Below are 1,452 nucleotides of genomic sequence, written 5' to 3' on the forward strand. Positions count from 1 at the left end.
GCTTCGTCTTTACTCTTGAATAGGTCAAATGCTAAACTGAATTTTAATTCAAATGATTCACGATCAAATGGCTTGATTCCTAATTTTTGACTAATCTCTCTACTATGATCTCGCCAAAATTGGAATGCTTTTGATTTTGTTGTTATGACTTCAATCGCATTATTGATATCTTGACTATGAACCTGCTTTGATCTATCGGAAAGTCTTGCAATGCTTTTTTGGTTATATGTTAATTCCACTTCTTTGAACAGCTTGAATATCGAATCTAGTGCAGCTTTAGTGTCGCTAATTCTTCTATTAAAGATGTCTTCGAGCTTGGATCGCAGTTGATTTTCTTGCTCTTTATTTGTTTTGTTGAAATCGATGTATAAGAATTTCAAGTTACCTAACTCTTCGCACAAATTTTCATTATTGTAAGAATCTTGTATCGTTAATTTTTTAGTAAGAGCATCTTGTATGATTGGATCTAGTTCTGAATAAACAACTTCTGAATCTGCTGCACTTATAGTGTGGCTGTAGGTTTTAGTTTTTGTCTGACCGCCCTTAATCGCTACTCTCGTTTCCAGCTTCATGCTAGAATTCGAAGAAAAGTATAGATCATGACTGTAGTCGCAACACTTCGGGTGGGTGTCCGCTATAAGTGACTTTCCAACCTTAAGTATTTTTACTATTATTTCAGCAAGTTCACTATCAATTGACCAACTACCAACGGACTTCTGTTTCGATTGATACGTCTCAACTTTAACTGCATGGCCATGATCGTCAAGATAACAAAACAATATATCCTCTAAATGTTCAAGAGATAGAAAGTATTTTGTCCCGTCAAATTTGCTATCGTAGTTATCCAGAATTAAGAAAAGAGCCATATTTCGCTGCAACGCAAAGCCCTGTTGTGCTGTAACACCTGCATTTACACTTTGATCAACCAACACCATTTCCTTGAATATAGTTCGTTTTTGTGTTTAGTAGTTAGAGCGCATATGATAGCACATGTCGGGAAGTTATATAGTATCTTAATGAATATCAGTAAGTTACTATGTGGTGCGATTTAGTAACTCAGGCTATTACTTTAGGCATTTATAATGTTTTAGCTTGCTTCCTGCGCGGTAGTATCACAATACAAGCACCCAAAAAGGCAGTGGAAACCCCGTATGGGCAGTCCTACCTGCCTTAATCAATCTTATAGGTATCTGCTAATTAAGTGCTGTTTGAAGTGGGCTGCATTTAAAGTCTCACCAGTAGCTTGCTTAACTAGCTCGTCAGTTGTCAGCAAGCTTCCTTTACTCCAGATCTTCTCGGATAACCAGTTAAAGATCGGTGACAAGTCACCAGAGCGTATAGCTCCATCCACATCAACAGTCTTCTTCATAGCTGCCATAAACTGAGCTGCGTACATCGCACCTAAAGTATAAGATGGGAAGTAACCAAAGCTGCCATCTGTCCAGTGGATAT

At 37.7% G+C, this 1,452-nt stretch carries 1 protein-coding gene and 1 pseudogene; both read right to left on the bottom strand.

What is annotated here, in order from left to right:
* Window positions 1–929 (bottom strand): dsDNA nuclease domain-containing protein (locus tag I3255_RS14270; protein ID WP_238039408.1); only part of this gene is annotated, 929 nt, incomplete at its 3' end.
* 251 nt (window positions 930–1,180) lie between these two features.
* Window positions 1,181–1,452, bottom strand: a pseudogene (locus tag I3255_RS14275) (carboxypeptidase M32); the annotation flags it as partial.

Origin of the sequence: Psychrobacter sp. Ps6, assembly GCF_022129235.1 — a bacterium.
In the GTDB taxonomy this organism is placed as follows: Bacteria; Pseudomonadota; Gammaproteobacteria; order Pseudomonadales; family Moraxellaceae; genus Psychrobacter.